Genomic DNA, 22,601 nt, shown 5'->3' with positions numbered 1-22,601 from the left:
CCGGTGCTTGTCCGTATTGATCCGTGCTGTTCCGTACTGATCCATTCCGATCCGTACGGATCCGGTCCGGTCGCTGTGTCACTCGGCGGCGAGGCCGAACTCCGCGCGCCAGCCGAACAGATCGGTCAGGTCCTTGTCGTGCGTGCTGAACTCGCCCCGCTCGCCGCGGACGACGTGATCGCGTTGCCGTGACTGGTTGACGACGACGGCGGTCCGCGGTGCGCGTTGCCCGGCGTAACGGCGCAGCGCCTCGGGGATGTCGGCGGTGCGGGACAGCAGTCCGCCCAGGACGGCCGCGTCCTCCAGGGCCATGCCCGCCCCCTGCCCGGCGCCCGGTGACATCGGGTGCGCGGCGTCGCCGAGGAGACTGACCCGGCCCCGGCTCCAGTCGGCGACGGGTTCCCGATCGTTGATGTCGGTGACCACGGCCGGCGCGTCGGGATCGGTGCGGCGCACCACGTCCACCAGCGCCGGGTGCCAACCGGCCATCAGCGCCAGGAGATCGGCCATCGCCTCCGGCGGGGCCTTGGCGGTCCAGACACCGGCCGGTGCGGCCACCTTGGCCGCCCAGTACAGCTGCCCGGGACCGACCGGGGCGGCGAAGAGGCCCATGCCGTCCGCGGTCACGATGAACCCGTTCGGGAACTCGGGCGGTGCGGGGGAGCGGCCCCGCAGGGTCGTGTATCCGCAGTAGCGGGGAGGTTCCGCGCCGAGGAGGTGCCGCCGCACCACGGAATGCAGGCCGTCGGCGCCGATCAGGGCCGCCGCCGCCGTCGTCGGGTTCCCGTCGGACAGAGCGATCTCGACCTCGTCACCGTGGTCGGTGCAGCCGGTCACGCTGATGCCGTGCCGCATCCGCACTCCGGCGTCGCCGGCGTACCGGAGCAGCAGGGACTGCAACGACGTGCGCAGGAGCGACACTTGCGGCGCGCCGAACCTGCGGCTCAGCTCGCCCACCCGGTCGGTGGCGACGACCGCGCCGTCGGTGCCGACGATCGGGCGGACCTCGTCCGCCTCCGGGACGTGCCCGGCGGCTCGCACCGCCGAGGCGAGCGAGGTGTCGATCTCCGCCAGTGCGTGCAGCGCGTTCGGATACAGCACGAGACCGGCCCCTGCGTCCCGCAGGGTCGCGGTCCGCTCGATGACCGTCACGGGAATCCCCGTGCGGCGCAGGGCGATGCCGAGAGCGAGGCCGCCGATGCCGCCGCCCGCGACGGCCACGGTCCGTTCACTCATGGCCGGTGCCCTCCCGCTCGTGGTCGAGCGGCGACAGCCAGCGGCCCACGGGGGCGCCGAACGTGCCCTGCTCCCGGTCGTAGGCGATCCGCCCGGACTTGACCGTCACCTGCACCCGGCCGGTGAAGGTCCAGCCCTCGTAGGCGGACCAGCCGCACTTGGCCTCGACGTCCGACGCCGACAGCATCCAGCGGTGGTCCGGGTCGAAGACCACCAGGTCGGCGTCGGCCCCGGCGACCAGCCGTCCCTTGCCGGTCAGCCCGAACAGGTCCGCCGGCGTCTCCCCCAGGTGGCGCACCAGCCGGCGGACCGCGGTGTCCTGGTCCTCGTCCGGCCAGCGCCGGCGCATCCCGGTCCACACCGCGGTGGCCAGCTCCTGCACGCCGGGCAGCCCCGGCGGCGCGTCGGCGACCGGACGCTCCTTCTCGTCCTTGGTGTGCGGCGCGTGGTCGCTGCCCAACGTGGCGACCTCGCCCGCCCGCAGCGCGGCCCACAGCCGGTCCTGGTCCCGGCGGCCGCGGATCGCCGGGGCCAGCCGGGTCCGCGCGCCGCCGCGCACGGTGTCGGCATCGGTGAACGACAGGTGGTGGGCGGTGAGTTCGAAGGTGACCGGCAGGCCGTCGGCGGCGGCCGCCGCGACCAGGTCGGCCTCCTCCGTGCTCGACAGGTGCAGGATGTGCGCCTTGGTGCCGTGCCGGCGGACCAGTTCCAGCACCTGGACGACCGCCGAGATGGGACTGCTGCGCGGCCGCCACCGCTCGTAGTCCCGGTAGGAGTCGGGGGGACCGCCCCGCCAGGCGTCCAGCAGGTCGTGCAGCCGCTGGTTCTCGGCGTGCAGGACGAGCCGCACCCCGGAGGCGGCCGCGGCGGCGAACACCTTGTCGAGGACCTCGGGATCGCTGAGGACGGTGGGCGCGGTGTGGTGCCCGGCCATGAACACCTTGGCGCTGCGGGCGATCGCCGGATCGAGGTCGACCAGGACCTCGGGGTGCAGCGGGTCCGCGCCGATGTGGAAGGCGTAGTCGACCAGCGAACGGCCGGCGATCTGCCGGGCCTTGGCGACCACGGTGTCCGGGTGCAGGGTCGGGGGCACCGTGTTCGGCATGTCCATCACGGTGGTCACGCCACCGGCGACGGCGGCGCGACTGCCGTGCTCCCAGTCCTCCTTGTGCTCCAGACCGGGGGTGCGGAAGTGGACGTGCGAGTCGATCAGCCCGGGGAGCACGTACCGGCCCGCCGCGTCCAGGACGGGGACGTGGTCGGGCGCGGAGTCGGCGAGCCCGACGATCCGTCCGTCCGCGACGAGCACCACGCCCGGGCGGACACCGGCCGGGGTCACCAGCCGCCCGTTGACCACCGCGAGCTGCACGTTCACCCGAGCCATGTGGCGCTCACCAGCTCTCGGCACAGGTCGTTGGTGGGGCCCATGTGCGCGACCGCGCGGGCGTCGGCCATCAGCCCGTTGATGCGGTTGGCGACCACGTACCCCCCGGAGCCCAGCAGGCGCGCCACCTCGACGCCCACCTGCTCGGCCGTCTCCGTGGCGAACAGCTTGCTGTGCAGGGTGGCCAGGCCCGGATCGGCCGCGTCCCGGCGGCCGGCCCGGTCGATGACGGCGCGCGTCGCCTCGATCCGGGTGGCCAGGTCGACGAGCCGGAAGCGGGTGACCGCGTCGGGTGGCTGCCGACGGCGGTTGACCTGCTCGACCGCGAGGTCCAGCAGCGCCGACGCGATGCCGAGGGAGACCGCGCCCAGCGTCGCACCCGTCCGGCGGACCGAGGCGATGATGCGGGTGGCCTCACCGACCGGGCCGAGCCGGTCCCGGTCGTCGACGACGCAGCCGTGCAGGGACACGAACCCGGTCGCCGAGCCGCGCATGCCGACCAGGTCGAGGCTCAGGTCGGGGCGCAGGCCCTCGTCCTCGGCGGGGACGAGGAAGAACGTCTGACCGGTGGAGCCGTAGCCGTCGCTCGACTCCTCCACGCTGTCGGAGGTCCGCGCGAGGATGAGGTAGAGCCCGGCCACGCCCGCACTGGTGGTGAAGGACTTGGCGCCGTCAATCCGCCAGCGGCCGTCCGGCAGCCGTTCCGCGGTGGTGTTCAGGCGCTTCTTTGCCGCGCCCACGCCGGGTTCGCTCCACCCGGACGCGGCGAGCAGATCGCCCTTGGCCAGCGCGGGCAGCAACCGGGCGTGCTGTGCCGGGTCGCCCCATTCGGCGATGCGCGCGCTGACCGCGTAGTGCTGGAACAGCATGATCGCGGCGGACGGATTGGCCCGGGCCACCTGGGCGACGACGTGGTTGACGAGCCTGGCGTCCCCGTCGAACCCGCCGTACGCGGCGGGAACGGCGACGCCGAACAGGCCGGCCTGCCCGAGCTCGGCCAGCAGCGTCTCGTCGGGCCGGCCGGTGGACGCGCTGCGCGCCGCCGCCGCGTCGAGGCGCTCGACGAGAGCGGCCGGCAGCCCGCCTCCGGGGTCGATCACCTGGAGAGCGACAGACATGCGGTGATCTCCTTCGGCTGGAGGCGGGCGAGGGGTTCGATCGGGAACGACCCGAGGGTGGTGGTGCGCTTGCCGCGGACCGTGATCCAGGTGAGCTCCGGCTCGTAGGCGCCGTTGCGCACCGTGGCGCTGACGCTCGACCGGCCACCGGAGGTGACGATGTCGACCGTGCCGTCGGGCACGCCCGCCTGCTGCGCCGCGATCCAGGGCGTGGTGCCCTTGATCCGGACGGCCGCGGCGACGCAGGCGGCCCCGGTCAGCGCGATCGTCGGGTGCCAGGTGGGCACCGAGATCGCGCGGACGGCGATCCGGCCGCTCTCCGCGGCCATCACCGCGGCCACCTTGGGGAAGGCCCCGTCGACGGGCCAGCCGAGCACGGCCGCGGCCGCCCGCCGGATCCGTACCAGCCGGTCGAACAGCCGTTGGTCGTCGGCGAACAGGTCCTCCGGGCGGGACAGTCCCAGGGTGGAGGCCGCCACGAAGGCGTAGGGATTGCCCATGGACACCAGCGAGAGCGGCACCGGCTTGCCGTCCACCTCGACCGTCGTGGTGGCCGCGCCGGCCAGCAGCAGCTGGCTCAGCGGTTTCGGTGCCGGCTGGACGAAATGGATGTCGAACAGTGCGGAATCCCGGCGGGCCTCGGCGATCTCGCACACGATGTGGTCGCCGTTGTTGCGGACCATGACGCGCACCCGCATCCCCGGGGAGAGCCGGGGCAGCGACCCCGACTCGGCACTGGCGACGACGGACCCCAGGATGGAGTGCCCGCACGAGCCGCGCAGGTCGAATGCGGTCGGCCCGGACGGAAGCGCCTGCACGAACCGGTAGTCCAGGTCGAACAGCGGGTGCTCGGCGGGCTCGACCAGCGCGATCTTCAGGATGTGCCCGGCGCCGACGTCATCGAGCCACTTGCGGGCCACGGCGAGCCGGTCGAGCAACGACCCCTCGCTGCGCGGCAGACGGCGGGCGTCGAGGACGAGGGTGGGGCACGGACTCCCGTGCGCGTAGACGACGTGCCCGATCATGACGCCACGTCCTTGGGCTCCCGGAACGGTGGGACCGACGGCGCGACGCTGAACTGCTCGCGCCAGATCTCGTAGACCAGCAGGGCCCAGAGGGCGAGGGCGGTGGCGTTGCCCGGCCGGGCGGCCTGGTCCGCGAAGAGCCGGTCCACCGCGCCGGGGTCGAGTTCGCCGGCCCGCCGCAACCGGTCGGTGGCCAGTAGATCCCTGGCGTAGTCCCAGAGCGGCCAGCCGGGCGTCAGCATGGCGGCGATCGGCAGGGTGAACGGCTGCTTCTCGCGGGCCAGTACGGCTTGGGGGAGGAGGCCGCGCGCGGCGGCGTACAGGGCGCGCTTGACCTCCCCGCCGTGGATGCGGTCCCGGTCGGGCAGCCGCACCGCGTGCCGGACGACGCTCTGCTGGCAGAACGGCAGTCGGACCTCGACGGAGCTGGCCATGCTGAGGTGGTCGACCCGCCGCAGGTGGTAGGCCGGGAGCCGGTAGCCGATCTCGAACGCGGTGATCCGGTCGAGCACGGTGCCCGGCCCGGACCGCAGCGCGTCGGTCGCCGACTCGGGCAGCGCCCGCGCGGAACCGACCGCCGCGGCGTAGTCCGCGGTGTAGAGCCGCTTGCGCCGTGCGGCCGGCAGGACGGCCAACTCGTCGAGGTACGGCTGGTACCAGGGCCTGCCCGCCTCGGCGGCCTCCGTCGCCGCGCGCATGCGCCCGTACCCGCCGAACACCTCGTCCGCGCCGTCGCCGGTCAGGGCCACGGTGAAACCGGCCTCCCGCACCGCGGCGAACAGGGCGTAGCTGCTCACGGTGATCGGATCCGCGTTGGGCTGGCCCAGGTGCCACACGACCCGCGGCAGCAGGTCGGGCAACTCCTTGGGATCCAGCTCGACCTGGTGGTAGCTGGTCCCGGCGTGGTCGGAGACCTGGCGCGCGAAGTGCCGCTCGTCGTCGGGCCATGTGCCGGTGTAGGCGATGTTGAAGGTGTGCAGCCCCGGCGCCCGGCCGGTGGCGAGCGTGGTCACCAGGCTGGAGTCCAGGCCCCCGGAGGTGACCGACGCGAGCGGCACGTCCGCGTCCAGCAGCGCCTCGACCTCTCCGTTCAGGAGCGCGCGCAGATCGCCGTTCCGGGCGCCGGCCTGCGGCGCGGGCGACGGCCGGCGCCGGACGCGCAGCCCTCCGGCGCGGTCGAGGACCGCCGTGACGGCCGGCGGCAGCACCGCGACGTCCCGGAACATGGTCTGCTCGCCGAACGGCGTCTTGGTCGCGAGGTAGGACTCCAGCCCCGGCGTCCAGACGCTGGTCGACACGTCCGGGAACGCGAGGAGCGCCGGGATCTCGGAGGAGAAGTACAGTGCGCCGCGGCGCTCGTCCCAGTGGTGGTACAGGGGCTTCATGCCCAGGTGGTCGGTGGCCAGCACCAGCCGCGGTTCGGCGCGCAGGTCCAGGACGGCGATGGCGTACATGCCGTCGAGGTGGTCGACGAACGCGTCCCCGTACTGCTCGTAGAGCGCGGGGAGCACCGATCCGTCGCAGTGGTCGGTGAACCGGTGGCCGAACGCGCCCAGTCTGGCGCGCAGTTCGGCGTGGTTGTAGATCTCGCCGTTGAGGACGACGTGAACGGCCCCGGACCCGGAGCGGTAGGGCTGGCGTCCGCCGGCGGGATCCATGACGGCGAGTCGGTTGCTGCCCAACGACCAGGTGGGGCCGACCGAGCAGCCCTGATCGTCGGGGCCGCCGTGACGTTGCAGTTCGCTGACCCGGGCGAGGTCGTCCGGCGGCACCACGGCGTTGAAATGGCCGTAGATACGGCACATTCCGCTACCTCCTATTTGGTAGGCACAGCGGTCATCGAACCCGGCGGGGCGCCGCGGTGTCGTGAGTCATCTGGCCCGGACGGCATGGGAACTCCGGGCCGGCCACGATTCCCATCCGAGACGGGAAGGGTCGGGATATCTGACTCATGCCGGTAGGACTCTCACCTGGCAGCGTGCGGGAAGGTCGGCGACGAACAGGCAGCTCGTCGCCGACCGACGGGCACCACCGCCCGTCGGTGCACCCGGCTCTCCCGGGGCGGGCGCACCGGGCGAGACCGGAGAGTCGAGGCGAATCGGAGGGCACATCAGAAGGCACATCAACAGGCACAGCACCGCTCATCGAGACAGGAAGTCCGCAGGACGAGCTGCATCAGCAGCGACGGTCGCTTCGAGCAGGAAGGTGGCATTGTGAACCCTCAGCCCGTTGGTGGCGTGATCGAGAGGACTGACGACGGGAGGTCCGCGCCTCCGGCGGCCCTGACCCGCCTGCCGCTCACCGACATCGTGCAGCCCGATTCACCCCGCCTGTCCGGGCCCAACCACGAGCACGCCCGTCTGCTGGCGAACTCCGACGCCGCGCTGCCGCCCATCCTCGTCAACCGCCGCACGATGCGCGTGGTCGACGGCGCCCACCGCCTCCTGGCGGCGAAACTGCGCGGTCAGGAGGCCATCGACGTCGACTTCTGTGACTGCGACAGCGACGAGGCGTTCGTGCTCGCGGTCGAGAAGAACGTCACGCACGGGCTGCCGCTGTCGCGGGCCGAACGGACGGCGGCCACCGAGCGGATCCTCGGCGCCTACCCGGAGTGGTCCGACCGGGCGATCGCCGCGGTCGTGGGACTCTCGCACAAGACGGTGGGGTCGATCCGCCGGCGTTCCGGCCAGGACGCCGAACCGATCACCCACCGCCGCGGCCGGGACGGCCGGATGCGGCCGGTCAACGGTGCCGCGGCCCGGGCCAGGGTGAGCAGCCTGCTCGCGGACCGGCAGGACGCGTCGCTGCGCGAGATCGCCCGGGAGGCCGGGGTCAGCCCGGACACCGTGCGCAATGTCCGGGACGACTCGCGCCGTGCCGAGGCCCTGACGGCGTCCGAACCGCGGGGCCTGCCGGACCAGGACCAGGACCAGGACCAGGACCGCGACCAGGACCGCGAGCGGCGCGCGGCGTCCGGGCGGGCCACCGTCTGCGTCCGGATCCAGGCGTCCGGGCCGGCCGACCGGTCCGCGTTGATGCGCAGCCTGCGCAGCGATCCTTCGCTGCGGTTCTCCGAATCGGGGCGTCTTTTGCTGCGCTTGCTTGACATGTATGCGCTAAACGCGGATGCCTGGGCCCGGGTCAGCGGGGACGTACCCGCCCACCGGGCGGCCGACATCGTGCAACTGGCCCAGGAGTGCGGCCGGATGTGGCAGAACTTCGCGGCCGCCGTGGAGCAGCGACAGCGGGACGCGGAGAAGGAGTAGCGGAGAAGGAGGAGGGACCGACCCCGCATGTGCATCTTGGCGGTACGGACCGCCCGCGGTCCACCGCCGCGACGAAGGACTTTCCCGGGTGCGACGGTCGGCAACGGTGCGGACCGCCGCGTGAGCAGCCGAATCGCGGACGGATCCGAGAGACCCGAGAGATCCGATGGATCCGATAGGCCGGACAGGTTGGACAGGCTGGACAGGTCGGACGGAGAGGAACCGGACATGCCCCTGGTACAGGTGAACTGGTGGAAGGGTGTGGGAGTGGCCGAGCGCCGCCAGCTCGTCGAGGAGGTGACGGCGACGGTCGCGCGGATCGTGAAGTGCCCCGAGGCCGCCGTCACCGTGATCATCAACGATGTCGAGACGGACCACTGGGGTCGCGGCGGGACGCTGGCCTCCGAGCTCTGAGCGAACGGCCGGGCCGCCCCCCGGCCCGGCCGTTCCACCGCCCGGTTGCCTGGCGATCTCGACAGCGGGCGCGCTACCTTCGCGTCATCGGACGGCGAGGCCGTCAGCAGCCTGACGTGCGTGGTGCTGCGCGTCGATCCACCCGCGAATTCCAGCAGGGAAAGCGCTGTCCGCACGCCCGGGACCGCGCCGCGCAGCCCCCTCGCCGATCCGCACCCCGCAGGTTGCGATCGGGAGGACACCGGACATGACCATCCGGCACACCGGAACCCCAAGCCCCGGAACACCAGCCCCCGGAACGCCGCACGGCCGGGCCGCCGCAAGGGGGCACCATGCCTGAGCAGACCCGCGCCGAGCCCAGCAGCACCGCGGTGCGTACCGCCCTGTGGCGCGCGCTCCACGTGCAACACGACGACCCGCCGGCGGTGTTCGACGACGAACTCGGTCTCCGTCTAGCCGATCCGGGCAGCGACTGGCGCCGCCGCCCCGACATGGACCCGGACGACAACCCGTTCGCCCGGGCCGCCGTCATCACCCGCGCCCGGTTCGCCGAGGACCTGGTCCTCGAACAACTCGGCCGCGGCGTGGGCCAGTACGTCATCCTCGGCGCCGGCCTGGACACCTTCGCCCAGCGCCGCACCGAACTCCTCCCGTCGTTGCGGGTTTTCGAAGTCGACTCGCCAGGACCGCAGTCATGGAAGCGGCGGCGGCTGGCGGAACTCGGCCTCGACACCCCCGCCGGACCGCACTTCGTGCCGTACGACCTCGAGTCGGGCGGATCCTGGTGGGAGGCCGCGGTGACGGCGGGCTTCGACGCCGGGCAGCCCGCCGTCGTCGTCTCGCTCGGCGTCACCACCTTCCTCGGCCGGGAGGCCGTCGTGGCCATGCTGCGCCAGGGCACCGCGCTGGCCCCCGGCTCGACACTGGCCACCACCTTCCAACTCCCGCTCGCCATGGTCGAACCGGGCCCCCGGGAGCTCCGCGCCCGGGTGGAGGAGGCCGCGCGCGCCTTCGGCACGCCGTTCACCAGCTTTTTCGAGCCCGAGGAGATGCTGGCGCTGGCCCGCGACGCGGGTTTCCGCACGGCCGAGCACATCCCCGCCACCGCCCTGACCGCCCGCTACTTCGCCGACCGCGCGGACGGTCTGCGGCCCTCCAACGCGGAGGAACTCCTGGTCGTCACCACGTGACGGCCGACCGGCGCCCCCGTGCGCCGGGCAGCCGTCAGGTGTGCGCCAGCATGAAGGGCTCGCCGGCCGCCGGACGGAAGTCGTCGGTCCGGCCGGCGAAGTAGCGCGCGGTGATCTCCTCGGTGGAGACGTACTGGGCCTTGCGGAATCCGGCCTTCCGGGCGAGGCCCAGTATCGCGTCGGGGGTGAAGTGGCTGCGGAACTGCACCCGGGGCCCGGGCTTCGGTTTGCCCGCGGCCGCGTGCGCGGCGGGATCCTCCGGTTCGTCGAAGGCGGTGGGCAGGATGAAGGTCATCGCCAGCGTCGAGCCGGCGGCGGCCCGCGCGGCCTGGTCCAGGGTGTCCCGCACCGCCTCCTCGCTGAGATACATGGTGACGCCCGCGCACGCCAGCACCGCGGGCCGGTCCGGGTCGAAGCCGTTCTCGACCAGCCGGTCCCACCACACCTCGCCGGTCTCGAAGTCGACCGGCACCCAGTGCTGCCATGTCGAGGATCCGTGGCCGAGTTCGGCCAGCCGCCGGCGCTTCCACTCCTGGGTCGCGGGCTGGTCGATCTCGAACACCCGCAGCCGGTCGGCGAATTCGGGCCGGCGCTGGACGAAGGTGTCCAGTCCCGCACCGAGGATCACGTACTGGGTCACACCGGCGGCGCACTGCTCGGCCACCAGGTCCTCGACGAACCGGGCCCGGGCCACCACACCGGCCCGGAACCCGCGCATCCCGTCCCCGGCCATGTCCGGACGCCGGTGCCAGTCCTCGCCGGGGGACACCAGGCGCAGTCCGATCTCGTCCTCGACCACGTGCGGAGGCGCGTCGGTCCGCACGTGCAGGGCCCGCCAGAGGGCCACCCGCACTGCTGTCTCGTCCGGTACCTTCGATTTCTCAGTAGGCACGGTCAACCTCTCGGGTCAGTGGCGAAGGGTGCGTGCACGGGGGACCGCGTCCCCGGTTCCGAGTTTCGAGAGCCCGGATTTACGCGTCAAGCAAGGCCCGGAAACACCGCGACCGGACGGCGGCGGGCGCATTCGCCGACAGTCGAGTGGGGAGATTCCCCACTCGGACGGCCCGGCGTCGTCCCGGTCCGCTCCGCCTTGCCAGCCGTCAACCTCACTACCTATAAACGGAACTGGTCGAATGCCCTCGTCCGACGGCATTTTCGGCCCGCCGACTTCCGACAGGACGGGATGGAATCCCATGGTCGACCGGAAAACACCACCACCCATGACGAGTGCGGCCACGAGCGGGCAGCCGTACGCCTTCGATCCCTTCGCACCGGGAGTTTCTGACGACCCGTATCCGCACTTCGCGAAACTGCGCGCGACCAATCCGGTGTACCGGCACCCGGCGGGTTTCTGGATCGTCACCAGGCACGCGGACGTGGTCAACCTGTTGCGGGCCGACCACTCGGTGGAGGACGACAACGTCGCCAAGAGCCGGATCCACTCCCTGTCCATGATGGACCAGGACCCGCCGGACCACACCCGGCTCCGCAAGCTGCTCACCAAGGTGTTCACCGAGCGGGCCATCAACGCGCTCGCCCCGCTGATCACCGGCCTCGTCGACGAGGCACTGGACCGCGTCGAACAGCGGGCGGCCGAGCACGGCCAGGCCGACCTGGTATCCGAACTCGCCTACCCGCTGCCGCTGTTGGTGATCTGCGACATGCTGGGCATGGAAGCCGACTACCACTGGCTGCGGGAGCGGGCCGAGATCCTGGCGCACTCGCTGGAGCCGGTTGCCGAGCCGACCCCGGAGCTCATCAAGGCGATCGAGACGGCCGAGACCGAACTCGTCGACCGCGTCGCCACCGTGATCGAGGCCAAGCGCCGCAACCTCGTCCGGGAGGATCCGGACCTGCTGACCCAGCTGATCCGGGCCGAGGACGACGGCGACGTGCTCAGCGACGAGGAGCTCATCGCCCAGGTCGTGCTGCTGTACCTGGCCGGCTACGCGACCACCATGAACCTGCTGGCCAACGGCCTGGTGGCGCTGCTCCGCCACCCCGGACAGCTCCGCCTGCTGCGCGAACGCCCCGACCTGGACGCGAACGCGGCCGACGAACTGCTGCGGTACGACACCTCCGTGCAGTACTCGCGCCGGATCACCCGCTCGCCCCACGAGGCGAGCGGCACGGTGATCCCCGCGGGGGCGACGGTGCTGGCCGGCCTGGCCTCGGCCAACCGCGACGAGGAGGTCTTCGGTCCGTCCGCGGCCGAGCTGCGGCTGGACCGGCCGAACGCCCGCAAGCACGTCTCCTTCGGCGGCGGGCCGCACCACTGCCTGGGAGCCGCACTGGCGCGGCTGGAGGCCCGGATCGCCGTGGGCCGCCTGGTGCGCCGGTTCGACCGGCTGGCGTTGGCCGAGGAGATCGTCTGGCAGCCGCTGATGATCACCCGGGGCCCGGTCTCCGTGCAGGTCACGGTGTGAGGCGGGCCTTGCCCACAGCCTGACGCCTGCGACATGCCCCTGGCCCGGCCTCCGTTCGCGGAGGCCGGGCCAGGGGCATGTCAGGTCAACGGGGCTTGTGGCCCGACTGGAGGTTGAGGCCGCCGCTGGCGGGAAGCCGTACCGGCTTGGCGGGCCGGAGGCCGGCGGCGCGCTGCCAGGCGGCCATCTGCGAGGGCGACCAGGTGCCGGACTCGCTGGCCAGGGCGAAGTAGAAGTCCCGCAGCGCGGCCAGCTGCTGCGTCTTGCCCTCGCCGCTGGCGGCGGGGAACTCGGCGATGGTGTAGGTCCCGCCGGGGCGCAGCGCGCGGGCCACCTTGGCGGTGAGCTCGCGGTTCTGTGCGTCGCTGAAGTGGTGCGCGACGCCGATGATCACCACGGCGTCGTAGCACTCCTCGCCGAAGTCGTCGGTCAGCGCGTTGCCGGGCTGGTGGCGCACCCGGGTGCCCATCCGCTCCTCGGCCAGCAGCGGCGCGGCGTGCCGGACGGCGTCGGGCAGGTCGAAGACGACGGCGCGCAGCGACGGGTGGCGGCGGCACAGCGCGACCGAGTAGGCCCCGTGCGAGCCGCCGATGTCGAGCAGATCGGTGGCGCCCGCGGGGACCGGGATGGCCTTGGCCACCATGCCGGTCTGACCGGTCGTCAGGCACTTCATGCCGCGCTGGTAGGAGTCCCACACCTCGTCGCTCATGCCGGTGTGGAAGTCCAGCGGCTTTCCGCTGCGCAGGTACTCGTCGGCCCGCGCCATCAGCCCCAGTTCGTAGAACTGCAGCATCAGTTTGTCGTTCACCGCGTGCTTGCTGGTAGTGACCAGCCATTTGCGGGAGAGCGGGCTGAGTTCGTACTGGTCGCCCCGGGCGCGCAGATATCCGGATGCCGCCAGCGCGGGGAGCAGTTTCGCGGCGCCGTCGGGATGGATACCGCAGTCGGCCGCGATCTTTTCGGCGGTGGCGGGGCCGTGGGCCATTGTGTCGAACAGGCCGACCTTGACGGCGGCCATGATGACGTGGACGTATGTGCCCGCTACCTGGGTGTCGAGGACGGGCCGCGCGATCAAATTGAACTTGACCAGCAGCCATTCAAGTGGATTGCTTGCCATTAAGCCGAATCGCATGGGCCGAGCATAACGCGGGGTGCTTGGTCGGGGAACTCGTCGGGGTGGGGAACTTGCGTTCCACGCGGGGGAGTTCGGGCCGTCTGTGCATTTCCGCCATTGGGGGGGCCGGTCCGCGGATCGGCCGCCGTTCCCGGAATGCTCGGGCGCTATTCGGGCAGTCGAGTGCGGTGGAGTGCAGTGGAGTGCGGTGGAGCGGACGGCGCCGGCCGGGGCGCGGGGCCCGCGCGGCTGCCCGGTTACACGAGGCCCTTGCGGCCGTCCGGTACTCGGTGCCACTTCTTTACGACCCACCCCGGCAGTGCTAGCATGCTAGCATGACTGCCGAAGAGGTAAAGCAGTTCAACGTCTACCTGCCGGTGGAGCTGATTCGGCAGGTGAAGCACTACGCCATCGACCGCGAGCTGTCGCTGTCGGCACTGGTTGCCGAGGCACTGCGCAACCATCTCGCCGAGCGCCAGAAGCACATACAAGACGGAACCGCGTGAGAGGAATCAACACATGACGACCCGGGGTGCCGAGGGCGTTTACGTAGAGACTCACAACTGGGGCAAGACGGCCAAGTTCCTGGAGTCTCTGGGCTTCAAGATCGAGTTCGCCACCGAGCACGGTTCCGGGATGCTCAAGAACGACGAAGGACCGTACTTCGTCGTCAGCGAGATCCCTGAGGAGCGTGCACCGCAGGTCCAGCTCGTGCTCCGCGTCGAGGACGCGGAGACCTTCCGGCCCGATCCGATCGTCGAGGTGGTCTCCCCGTTCGAGGAGACCCACTGGGGCACCCAGCGCATGGTGGTCCGCGACCCGGACGGACGGGAGTGGAGCATCGAGGCGCCGCTCAAGGGCTGAGCGGCTGTCGCGAGGTGGGAGCGCGTCGACGGCCGCCGGAACCCGGTGGTTACCCCTGACGTCCGGCGCGCTCCCACCCCGTCGAACGCCCCCGATTCCCTTCGGGGCCGGGGGCGTTCCCCGTGTGCGGCGCGTGGAACGGGCTGAGACGGTGGTGGCTTCGGTGAACGTGCTGCGAACATGGTCCACCAATGCGGTGCCCCCTTGTTCGTGGTGGAGAGCCGTGGCCGGCCGTGGCCCTTTTCGCGCCAGCATGCTAGCAATCTAGTGTAATAGTCATCAGAGGGATGCGGGGTTGGTTAGCGATGGTCAGTGAAAGCATCTCGGCCACGGCGGAGGACACCTCGCGGTTAACACCGCCACGGCGGGGCCTCGGCATGCTCGTCGTGATGATCGGCGTGCTCATCTCCGCGGTCGACGGCACGATCGTGGTACTCGCCCTCCCGGCGATCGAAGAGGACCTGAGCATCACCCTGTCCGCCGTGACGTGGGTGGTCGTCGGCTACCTCCTCGTGGTCACCGTACTCGCCACCCAGCTGGGCCGGTTCGGTGACATGTTCGGCCGGGTGCGCATGTACAAAGCCGGCTTCCTGGTGTTCACCCTCGGCTCGGTGCTCTGCGCCGTCGCCTGGAACGCGTCGAGCATCATCGGCGCCCGGCTCGTCCAAGGGGTCGGCGCCGCACTGATCGCCTCCAACAGCGGCGCGATCATCTCGGAGCTCTACCCGCCGCAGGAACGCGGCCGCGCCTACGGCTACAACGCCTTCGGCTACTCGTTCGGCTCGGTCCTCGGAGTCCTGGCCGGCGGCGTCATGGTGACCTACGTGTCGTGGCAGTGGATCTTCTGGGTCAACGTGCCGATCGGCATCATCGCGCTGGTGCTGGCGCAGCGGGTGCTGCGCGACACCAGCGAGCGGCAGCGCCGGAAGTTCGACTTCGCCGGCATGATCACGCTGGGCCTGGGCCTCTTCGGGGTGCTCTGGGCGATGACCGGACTGGCGTCCGGCCCGCTCGACGCGACCCTGATCGGATACCTGGTCGGCGGCATCCTGCTCCTGGTGGCGTTCGTCTTCGTCGAGCTGAAGCAGAAGGAGCCGACCCTCGACCTGTCCCTGTTCCGCATCCCGTCGATGGCGCCCTCGCTCCTGGCCTCGATGCTCCAGGGCATCGGCAGCTTCGCGGTGCTCTTCCTGGTCATCATGTACCTCCAGGGCACCCGCGGGATGGACCCGATCGACGCCTCGATGCTGCTCGTCCCGGGCTATGTGATCGGCGCGGTGGTGGGGCCCTATGCCGGCAAGCTCACCGACAAACTCGGGTCGGTCATCCCCGCGACCATGGGGCTCGGCATCTCGGTCGTCGCGATGGGGATCTTCGCCCAGATGACCACGACGAGCAGCCTGTGGCTGACCGCCATCGGCAACCTCGTGATGATGATCGGCGGCAGCTTCTTCTTCCCGGCCAACAGCACCGCCGTGATGAAGGCGGCCCCACCCGACCGGCTGGGCATCGCCTCCGGCGTGCTGCGCACCTTCTCCAGCATCGGCATGGTCTTCTCCTTCACCACCGCCATGCTCGTGGCCTCGCACTCGATCCCGCGGAACCTGGCGTTCGAGATCTTCGTGGGCACCAGCAAGCTGAACGGCGAGCTCGCGGGCGCCTTCGCCCACGGCCTGAAGGCGGCCTTCTACACCATGATGGGGATCATGATCCTCGCGGCGGTCCTCTCCGCCCTGCGCGGAGCGGGCCGGAAGGCCGGCACGTCGTAGCGGGACCCGCCGCCGCGGGGGCTCGCCTCGCGGTCCCGAGTGCCCGGGAGGCAAGCCCTCGCGGCGGCGGGCAACAAGGCAACTGTCGACCGACTAGTTGGCGGGAGAATGGTGATCCGGACAGCGACGTCGAAGGCACCCGGCGGCTCGCGCACCACGGTGCTGATCGCAGGCGACCACCCGATCTACCGATCCGGTCTGCACATCCTGCTCGACGAGGTGGAGTCGTTCCACGTCGTCGGTGAGTCCGGAACCGGTTCGGACGCGGTGGCGATGGCGCACACGCTGCGCCCCCAGGTCGTGGTGATGGACATCGTCCAGCCGGGCCAGAGCATCGCCGAGGTGATCACCCCGATCACCGGCTGCTGCCCGGAGACGGCCGTGCTCATCATCAGTCCGCTCGACGACCGGGAGGCCCTGCTCTCCGCGATGCGCGCCGGGGCCCGTGGCTACCTGCTCAACGGCGCCCGCTGGCAGGACCTGGTGCTCGGGGTGGAGATGGTGCGCGCGGGCGGGCTGGTCTTCGATTCCTCCGCGTCCGAGTGGGTGCTGGAGCACCTCAGCCGGCCGCTGTCGCCCACCGGGCGCTACTCCGAGCCGGAGAGCGGCCGGTGCGACATGCTCCAACTGGTCCGGAACGTCGGTCCGGCCGGGTCCGCTGGGGCCCGGCTGCCCGGCACACGCCGCACGGCCACGCGAGCCGGGGTCCAGCCCGCCACCCGACGCTGACGGGCAGCCGGAGCGAGTCGCGGCTGGCAGCCGGCCGGAACGAGTCGCGGCTGACGGACAGCCAAAAACCATACGCCGAGCGGGAATTCGGGTGTCCGACTGGGGGAAGTCCCCAGTCGGGCACGCGTACGCGACCAGAGACCCGCACGGTAGCGTTGCCAGCACTTTCTCGTCGCATTTCACGAAGCGAGGACGGCGATGGACCAGCGTTTCCACGCGTTACGGGTGGCCGAGGTGATCGTCGAGACGGAGGACGCCCGCTCGTTGGTGTTCGACGTCCCCGACGACCTCGCCGAGGAATTCCAGTACCGGCCGGGGCAGTTCCTCACCGTCCACATCCCCGACGCCGAGCATGGATCCGTCACCCGCTGCTATTCGCTGTCGAGTTCGCCGCACACCGCGGATCCCCTGATGGTGACGGTGAAGCGGACGCAGACCGGCCGTGCCTCCGACTGGCTGCTGGGCAGCGTGCGGGTCGGCAGCGTGGTGCACGTCCAGCCGCCGGCGGGCCGGTTCACCCCCGCCTCGCTCGACGGCGACTTCCTCTTCCTGGCCGCCGGAAGCGGCATCACCCCGGTGATGTCGATGATCAAGTCGGCGCTGGCCGCCGGTTCGGGCCGGCTCACCCTGATCTACGCCAACCGTGACGAGCGATCGGTGATCTTCGGGGAGCAGCTGACCGACCTCGCCGCCGCCCACCCGGACCGGTTCACCGTCCGGCACTGGCTGGAGTCCCGGCAGGGGCTGCCGGACGCGGCCGGGCTGCGGGCGCTGGCCGCGCCGTGCCGCGACCGCGAAGCGTACGTGTGCGGCCCGGGGCCGTTCGTAGCCGGTGCGGTCGAGGCGCTGGCCGCGCTGGGGGTTCCGTCCGAGCGGACGCACCTGGAACAGTACCGGCCGCCGAACCGCACCGCGTTCCCGGAGCGGTCGCCCGGCGCGGATCCGTGCGCGTGGACCTCGCGGAGCGTCAACCGCCTGCAGCTGATGCTGCCTTGACCCCGGACGCTCGACACTTGACGTACCGACGCCGAACGGCACTTACCCCTACGAGCGGACCCCGGATCGGAGATCGGTGATGGCGAAACGGCTGAGTATGCTGATGCGGATGGGCAACCTGACCCGGACGGGCCAGGTCGGTGACGGCCGGGAGGAGGCGCTCGCCGACTACGTGCTCGCGCACGCCGCCCCCGGGGACGTCGACGACGCGATCCGGGTGATCGACGAGTACGCCTACCGGCAGGCCACGCTGATCAACATCGGGGACGAGAAGGGCTTGGTGCTGGACGCCGCGGTGCGGCGGGCCGAGCCCCGGCTGCTGCTGGAGCTCGGCACGTACTGCGGGTACAGCGCGCTGCGGATGTCCCGGGTGATGGCGCCGCAGGCCCGGCTCTGCTCGATCGAGTTCAGCGCCGCCAACGCCTCGGTGGCCCGACGCATCTGGGACCACGCCGGGCTGGGGGAGCGGGTCACCGTGCTCCACGGCACGCTCGGGGACGACGGGCGCACCATCGACCGCCTCAACTCGGAGCACGGCTTCGGCCCGGGCCTCCTGGACTTCGTCTTCGTCGACCACATCGCCCGGGCCTACCTGCCGGACCTGCAACGCATCCTCGACCAGCGGTGGCTCCACCCGGGCTCCATCGTGCTGGCCGACAACATGAAGGTGCCCGGCGCGCCGCACTACCGCGCGTACCTGCGTGAGCGCGAGGGCACGCAGTGGCGCACCCGCGAGCACCACGCCCACGTCGAATACCAGTCGTGGGTCAAGGACCTGGTGCTGGAGTCGGAGTACCTGCCCGCCGGGGCCGCTGCCGCAGCCGGCGGCACCGGCCCCGCGCCCGCGTGACGACGGACCGCTCCCGGCCGGACCCGGGAGCCCATGACCACGAGGCCCACGAGGGCCCGACGGAGAGGAATCAGCAGTGACGGCGACGGCGGACAAGACCGCGATCCGGACCGCGTTGTGGCGGGCCCTGCACGTCCGGGCCGATCCCGAGCCGCACGTGTTCGAGGACGAACTCGGTGAGCGGCTGGTGGCACCGGGCGACGACTGGCGGTCCCGGCCGGACATGGACCCGGTGCGCAGCGCCCGGGCGCGGGCGTCCATCGTGGCCCGGGCCCGATTCACCGAGGACCTGGTCGTCGAGCAGGCCGGCCGGGGCGTCGACCAGTACGTCATCCTCGGCGCCGGCCTCGACACCTTCGCGCAGCGGCGTCCGCGGGGCGCCGAAGGCGTGCGGGTCTTCGAGGTGGACCAGCCGGAGACGCAGGCGTGGAAGCGGGCGCGGTTGACCGAGCTGGGCCACGGGGTGCCCGAGGGGCTGCGGCTGGTCCCCGTCGACTTCGAGGCGGACGACGACTGGTGGCAGCGCCTGACGGAGGAGGGCTTCGACCCCGGCCGCCGGGCGGTGCTGGCCTGCTCCGGCGTGACCATGTACCTCAGCAGGGACGCGGTCGCCGACACGCTCCGCAAGGCCGCGGCCCTGGCCGAGGGCTCCGCCCTGGCCATGACGTTCATGCAGCCGGTCGACCTGGTCGACCCGGAGGAGCGGGGCGCGCGGGAAGGGGTGGAGCACGCCGCGCGCGCCGACGGGACGCCGTTCCGCAGCTTCTTCGGCCCGGACGACATCCTGCGGATGGCCAAGGAAGCCGGGTTCCGGCACGTCGAGCACCTCTCCGCGGGCGATCTCGCCGAGCGCTACTTCGCCGGCCGGGCGGACGGCCTCCGGCCCTCGACCATCGAGGAACTGCTGCTCGCCACCACCTGAGGCGTGACGACGAACCAGCCTGCGTGAACTGACGATACGTCATGTCGAGCAGGCTGGTTCCGCGTTGGTGCCGCAGCCCTCGTGTGCCTGGTGCGCCGGGTGCGCGAACGGCTCCGGGCCTGCCGCGGGTGCGCGGCAGGCCCGGAGCCCGATGGGTGCGGTGGTGTCAGCCCCTGCCCCGGACGTACGCGTTCGCCCGCCGCTCGAACTCCTCCGGGCTCACGTCCTCGATGCGGGTGGCGAGCGTCCAGCGGTGCCCGAACGGGTCGAGGAGCTGCCCCGTCCGCTCGCCGAAGAACTGGTCCTGGACTGGGCGCTTCGCCTCCGCGCCGGCCCGCACGGCCCGGGCGAAGGCGGCGTCCACGTCCGCCACGAACAGGTACAGGGTGACCGGCGTGCCGCCGAGGGCCCCGGGGCCGGGCAGACCGGCCGCGGGGGACTCGTCGGACAGCATCACGATGGTGCCGCCGATCCGGATCTGCGCGTGCGGCACCGAGCCGTCGGGCGCGGTGTACCGCTGCAGCTCCTTCGCCCCGAAGGCCCGGGAGTAGAAGGCGATCGCTGCGTCCGTGTCGGCCACGGACAGGTACGCCGTCAGTTCGGCGTAGCCGTCCGGAATCGGCTTGACCACGGTTGACCTCCAAAGATGCGTCGGATGCGGAGCGCGGCTACCGCACGCCCGCGGTGATCTGGTCGAGCGCGTCGAGGACCGCCCACAGCTCCTCCTCGGTGCCGAGGGAGATCCGCAGGTGACCGGGGAAGCCGAACATCCCGGTGTCGCGCACGAGGATGCCGTGGTCCCGGGCCAGGACGTCCTGGGCCTTGCCGGAGTCGGGGACCGCGACGGTCACGAAGTTGGTGACCGAGGGCAGCCAGGGGTACCCGCGGCGGTCGAGCTCGGCGCAGAACCGGCGGCGCCGCTCCTCGGTCTCCCGCCGGACGCGGACCAGGAACTCCTGGTCCGCGAGGGCCGCCACCGCGGCGGCCTGCGCGGCCCGGTTCACGCTGAACGGCAGCACGGCCAGCGTCCGGCGCACCTCGGCGATCAGCTCGGCGGGGCCGAGCGCGTAGCCGATCCGCAGCGCCGCCAGCCCGTAGGCCTTGGAGAAGGTGCGCAGGGCGAGCACCGGGGTGCCGTCCCGCAGCAGGCTCCTGGCCTGCGGCTGGTCCGCGGGGCCGAACTCGTGGTACGCCTCGTCGAAGACGAGCGGGGTGGCGCTGCCGCGCGCCGCGGCGGCCAGCGTGTCGAGCGCCGCCCCCGGCAGTGCGGTGCCGCACGGGTTGTGCGGATTGCACACGTAGCCGATCCCGCACTCGGGGAGCCGCTCCGCGAACGCCGCGGGGTCGATCCGGGGGCCGTCGAGCGGTACCCGGACGGCGCCCCGGCCGATGCGCTCCAGCGCCGCCAGGTAGCCGGGGAAGGTGCCGGCGTTGACGAGGCCGGGGCGGTCCCGGTCGCCGAGGGTGAGCGCGGTCGCCAGCACCAGCTCGTCGCTGCCGTTGGCCACCGCGATCTGCTCCTCGGGCACCTCCCAGTGCCGGCTGAGGTGCCGGACGAGCCCCTCGCGCTCCGGCGACGGGTAGCGGTTGATGCGGTCCAGTTCCCCGGTCACCGCCGCGACCGCGGCGGGGCTCGCGCCGAACGGACTCTCGCTGAGGTGCAGGCGCACCAGCGAATCCGCCGACGGGACACTGGTGTTGTAGGTCACAGATGATCTCCGACCAGGATCCCGAAGCAGTAACTCCCCACCGTGGCCTCCAGTGTGAGGAAGCAGTGCTCGCTGCCGGCCGGGATCCGCATCACCGCCGGTGACACCAACTCGTGGCGCACGCCGTCGAGATGGACCTCGATGCGGGCCTGGCCCGGTTCGGGCGAGACCAGCAGGTAGAGCTCGTCGACGTCATGGGTGTGCGGAGCGGCGACGGGCCGGCCGACGAGCTTGCTCAGCTCCCCGCCGGCGAGCTGCACGGGCAGCCCGCCGAACATCTCCGCGGTGACGTAGAAGGGCGCGGGCCGGTGGTGTCCGGCGACCGCGAGCGGGATGGGCAGTGCGGTGATGATCTCGGCGTCCGTTCCGGTCGCCCGGTCCTGCACGGTCACGACGCCTCCAGGACGAACAGGTAGGTGTACGGAGCGCCGAACGGCACCGTGCGGCGCAGGTGCATCCCGCCGCGTTCGAAGAGCCGCTCGTACTCCTCACGGGTGTGGATGGGCACGCCCATCAGCGCGTGGGCGAGTTCGAAACCGCTGGAGAAGACCGGCAGCCGGGAGTCCTCGCCCTCGGTGCGCGGCCGGATCGTGGTGTCGGCCAGCAGGAAGACCCGCGCCTCCGGGAAGGACTTGCGCAGCCGGGGGATGACCTCCTCGCGGCGCCCCGGATCGGCCAGCAGGTCGTGCAGGAACATGAAGCTCATCACGACGTCGGCCTCGTCGCCGCCGTCGACCTGGTGGTCCTTGAAGAGGATGTCGAGCACGTCCGCGCAGACCGGCTGCACGGTGCCGCTCAGGCCGTGCCTGGCGACCGTCTCGTGCGCCAGCACCGTCGCGGGCCGGCTGATGTCGATGCCGATCCCGCGGCTGCCGGGCCGGTCCTTGACCAGCCGGGAGATCCGCTCGCTGACGCCCGCGCCGAGGTCGACCAGGGTGCGGAAGTCGATGCCGGCGATCTCCTCGTCGAGGATGTGGCGCATCAGCGCGGTGTCCGCCTGGGCGGATCCGAGTGCGACCATGGCCTCGTCGCGTTCCAGGTCGACGCGGAAGCGGCGGTCGCCGCGAGCGACCGGCGCCGCGTTGGCGAAGATGTCGTGGTAGCCGCCGACGCCCCAGGTGAAGAAGCCCAGGGCCCGGGCGACGTCCTCGCTGAGGGCGGTCGCCTGGACCCGGTCACCGTGCACGTCGAGGTACCCGAACGAGCCCGCGGCCCGGACGAGCGCCCGGAACACGGCGGTGTCCAGTGTGTTGGTGGCGCAGAACGAGGGAACGTCGAGCGTCCGCTCTGCGGTCAGGTGTTGGAAGACTCCGAGCTGTGCCAGCGCGTGCACCACGTTCGCGCAGATGTAGCCGTTGAACGCGGTGTCCGGATTCAACGGGGTCAGCGCCTGGCCTTGCCATTGCACAGGGAGTGCTTGTGCCGACGACAATTCACACCTCTCAGATCTCACTGCGGAAAACCGGTGCGTCGGCGGGGGGGGGGCGCCCCCCCCCCCCGCCCCCCCCCCGCGGGCGGGGGCGGGGGGGGGGGGCGGGGCGCCGCCCCGCCGCGGGTACCTACTGAGGGCGGCGTGTGGGGCCGGGTTG

The 22,601-nt window shown here is 71.8% G+C and carries 22 protein-coding genes; 11 read left to right on the top strand and 11 right to left on the bottom strand.

All coding sequences use genetic code 11. From position 1 onward, the window contains the following. Positions 1–78 precede the first annotated feature (78 nt). Genes ACIBEC_RS29915 through asnB form a run of 5 tightly spaced genes read right to left on the bottom strand, consistent with a single transcriptional unit; the run spans position 79 to position 6,568 of the window. Positions 79–1,236, bottom strand: coding sequence for an FAD-dependent monooxygenase (locus ACIBEC_RS29915; protein WP_360502080.1), 1,158 nt, complete (start codon positions 1,234–1,236; stop codon positions 79–81). After that, positions 1,229–2,620 carry a dihydroorotase family protein gene (locus ACIBEC_RS29910; RefSeq protein WP_360502077.1) on the bottom strand — a complete coding sequence of 464 codons (1,392 nt, stop codon included), beginning with the start codon at positions 2,618–2,620 and terminating at the stop codon, positions 1,229–1,231. Before ACIBEC_RS29910 ends, ACIBEC_RS29915 begins: the two co-directional genes overlap by 8 nt. Next, the gene (locus ACIBEC_RS29905) at positions 2,608–3,738 is read right to left on the bottom strand and encodes an acyl-CoA dehydrogenase family protein (protein ID WP_360502074.1); all 1,131 of its coding nucleotides are present in this window, start codon (positions 3,736–3,738) and stop codon (positions 2,608–2,610) included. The genes ACIBEC_RS29910 and ACIBEC_RS29905 overlap by 13 nt, the downstream gene beginning before the upstream one ends. Continuing rightward, the gene (locus tag ACIBEC_RS29900; RefSeq protein WP_360502072.1) at positions 3,717–4,763 is read right to left on the bottom strand and encodes a PrpF domain-containing protein; all 1,047 of its coding nucleotides are present in this window, start codon (positions 4,761–4,763) and stop codon (positions 3,717–3,719) included. Before ACIBEC_RS29900 ends, ACIBEC_RS29905 begins: the two co-directional genes overlap by 22 nt. Further along, positions 4,760–6,568, bottom strand: coding sequence for an asparagine synthase (glutamine-hydrolyzing) (gene asnB / locus ACIBEC_RS29895; protein WP_360502069.1), 1,809 nt, complete (start codon positions 6,566–6,568; stop codon positions 4,760–4,762). The genes ACIBEC_RS29900 and asnB overlap by 4 nt, the downstream gene beginning before the upstream one ends. Before the next feature lie 432 nt (positions 6,569–7,000). Between asnB and ACIBEC_RS29890 the strand changes: the two genes are divergently transcribed. The 3 genes from ACIBEC_RS29890 to ACIBEC_RS29880 all read left to right on the top strand — a co-directional run bounded on the left by ACIBEC_RS29890 (position 7,001) and on the right by ACIBEC_RS29880 (position 9,633). Then, positions 7,001–8,029: a ParB N-terminal domain-containing protein gene (locus tag ACIBEC_RS29890; RefSeq protein ID WP_360502067.1), complete on the top strand. Its 1,029-nt coding sequence runs from the start codon at positions 7,001–7,003 to the stop codon at positions 8,027–8,029. 228 nt (positions 8,030–8,257) lie between these two features. Next, entirely contained in the window at positions 8,258–8,443 is a 186-nt protein-coding gene (locus ACIBEC_RS29885) for a tautomerase family protein (RefSeq protein ID WP_360502064.1), read from the top strand. A 332-nt stretch (positions 8,444–8,775) separates the two neighbouring features. Continuing rightward, complete coding sequence (locus tag ACIBEC_RS29880) at positions 8,776–9,633, top strand: class I SAM-dependent methyltransferase (RefSeq protein WP_360502062.1); 858 nt, start codon at positions 8,776–8,778, stop codon at positions 9,631–9,633. Positions 9,634–9,667: 34 nt separating this feature from the next. Here the strand turns inward: ACIBEC_RS29880 and ACIBEC_RS29875 are convergent, their stop codons facing one another. Further along, entirely contained in the window at positions 9,668–10,525 is an 858-nt protein-coding gene (locus ACIBEC_RS29875) for a class I SAM-dependent methyltransferase (RefSeq protein WP_360502059.1), read from the bottom strand. A gap of 328 nt (positions 10,526–10,853) precedes the next feature. Here ACIBEC_RS29875 and ACIBEC_RS29870 point away from each other — a divergent pair, with 328 nt between their 5' ends. Continuing rightward, on the top strand, positions 10,854–12,059 hold the full coding sequence (locus ACIBEC_RS29870) for a cytochrome P450 (RefSeq protein ID WP_360502057.1): 1,206 nt from the start codon (positions 10,854–10,856) through the stop codon (positions 12,057–12,059). An 85-nt stretch (positions 12,060–12,144) separates the two neighbouring features. On the opposite strand, the gene ACIBEC_RS29865 is transcribed toward ACIBEC_RS29870, so the two are convergent. After that, complete coding sequence (locus tag ACIBEC_RS29865; protein WP_360502055.1) at positions 12,145–13,176, bottom strand: class I SAM-dependent methyltransferase; 1,032 nt, start codon at positions 13,174–13,176, stop codon at positions 12,145–12,147. A gap of 332 nt (positions 13,177–13,508) precedes the next feature. Here ACIBEC_RS29865 and ACIBEC_RS29860 point away from each other — a divergent pair, with 332 nt between their 5' ends. From ACIBEC_RS29860 to ACIBEC_RS29830, 7 genes are all read left to right on the top strand, one after another. After that, the gene (locus ACIBEC_RS29860; protein ID WP_360502052.1) at positions 13,509–13,679 is read left to right on the top strand and encodes a CopG family transcriptional regulator; all 171 of its coding nucleotides are present in this window, start codon (positions 13,509–13,511) and stop codon (positions 13,677–13,679) included. Between the two features lie 13 nt (positions 13,680–13,692). Beyond that, positions 13,693–14,037 carry a VOC family protein gene (locus tag ACIBEC_RS29855; RefSeq protein ID WP_360502050.1) on the top strand — a complete coding sequence of 115 codons (345 nt, stop codon included), beginning with the start codon at positions 13,693–13,695 and terminating at the stop codon, positions 14,035–14,037. Positions 14,038–14,414: 377 nt separating this feature from the next. Next, positions 14,415–15,806 carry an MFS transporter gene (locus ACIBEC_RS29850; RefSeq protein WP_360502047.1) on the top strand — a complete coding sequence of 464 codons (1,392 nt, stop codon included), beginning with the start codon at positions 14,415–14,417 and terminating at the stop codon, positions 15,804–15,806. A 108-nt stretch (positions 15,807–15,914) separates the two neighbouring features. After that, complete coding sequence (locus ACIBEC_RS29845) at positions 15,915–16,535, top strand: response regulator transcription factor (RefSeq protein ID WP_360502044.1); 621 nt, start codon at positions 15,915–15,917, stop codon at positions 16,533–16,535. Positions 16,536–16,733: 198 nt separating this feature from the next. Next, positions 16,734–17,531: an FAD-binding oxidoreductase gene (locus ACIBEC_RS29840; RefSeq protein ID WP_360502041.1), complete on the top strand. Its 798-nt coding sequence runs from the start codon at positions 16,734–16,736 to the stop codon at positions 17,529–17,531. Positions 17,532–17,640: 109 nt separating this feature from the next. Then, entirely contained in the window at positions 17,641–18,381 is a 741-nt protein-coding gene (locus ACIBEC_RS29835) for a class I SAM-dependent methyltransferase (RefSeq protein WP_360502038.1), read from the top strand. 76 nt (positions 18,382–18,457) lie between these two features. Then, positions 18,458–19,303 carry a class I SAM-dependent methyltransferase gene (locus ACIBEC_RS29830; protein ID WP_360502036.1) on the top strand — a complete coding sequence of 282 codons (846 nt, stop codon included), beginning with the start codon at positions 18,458–18,460 and terminating at the stop codon, positions 19,301–19,303. A 166-nt stretch (positions 19,304–19,469) separates the two neighbouring features. Here ACIBEC_RS29830 and ACIBEC_RS29825 read toward each other — a convergent pair whose 3' ends face one another. From ACIBEC_RS29825 to ACIBEC_RS29810, 4 genes are read right to left on the bottom strand one after another with little or no spacing between them, the layout of a single operon-like run. Next, the gene (locus tag ACIBEC_RS29825; protein ID WP_360502034.1) at positions 19,470–19,934 is read right to left on the bottom strand and encodes a VOC family protein; all 465 of its coding nucleotides are present in this window, start codon (positions 19,932–19,934) and stop codon (positions 19,470–19,472) included. 37 nt (positions 19,935–19,971) lie between these two features. Further along, a complete protein-coding gene (locus tag ACIBEC_RS29820; protein WP_360502031.1) occupies positions 19,972–21,012 on the bottom strand; it encodes a histidinol-phosphate transaminase in 1,041 nt (346 codons plus the stop codon). Further along, on the bottom strand, positions 21,009–21,404 hold the full coding sequence (locus tag ACIBEC_RS29815) for a cupin domain-containing protein (protein WP_360502028.1): 396 nt from the start codon (positions 21,402–21,404) through the stop codon (positions 21,009–21,011). The genes ACIBEC_RS29820 and ACIBEC_RS29815 overlap by 4 nt, the downstream gene beginning before the upstream one ends. Continuing rightward, positions 21,401–22,420 carry a methyltransferase domain-containing protein gene (locus ACIBEC_RS29810; RefSeq protein WP_396289289.1) on the bottom strand — a complete coding sequence of 340 codons (1,020 nt, stop codon included), beginning with the start codon at positions 22,418–22,420 and terminating at the stop codon, positions 21,401–21,403. Before ACIBEC_RS29810 ends, ACIBEC_RS29815 begins: the two co-directional genes overlap by 4 nt. Between the last annotated feature and the right edge of the window lie 181 nt (positions 22,421–22,601).

Origin of the sequence: Kitasatospora sp. NPDC051164, assembly GCF_044455625.1 — a bacterium.
GTDB lineage: Bacteria > Actinomycetota > Actinomycetes > Streptomycetales > Streptomycetaceae > Kitasatospora.
The sequence above is the reverse complement of the archived record's forward strand: the minus strand, read 5'-3'. Positions and strand labels throughout refer to the sequence as shown.